This is a genomic window from Bradyrhizobium sp. Kon58, assembly GCF_055807455.1.
The window spans coordinates 1-230 of the sequence record NZ_JBVVOT010000706.1; the positions used below are offsets into that span (position 1 = coordinate 1).

At 63.9% G+C, this 230-nt stretch carries 1 protein-coding gene; it reads left to right on the plus strand.

Going from position 1 to position 230, the window contains the following annotated elements:
- Positions 1 to 230: radical SAM protein (locus AC0L20_RS42020; RefSeq protein ID WP_473295998.1), on the plus strand; the 230-nt coding region annotated here is incomplete at both ends.

Here is a 230-nt window from a genome sequence, read left to right on the forward strand (position 1 = left end):
GAAGAGGCATCCTGCCCGAACCTGGGCGAGTGCTTCTCCGGCGGCACCGCCACCTTCATGATCATGGGCGACATTTGCACCCGTCGCTGCCCGTTCTGCGACGTGGGCCACGGCCGTCCGAAGCCGCTGGACGTCAATGAGCCAGAAAGCCTGGCCATCGCCATCGCCGACCTGAAGCTCAAGTACGTGGTAATCACTTCGGTGGACCGTGACGACTTGCGTGACGGCGG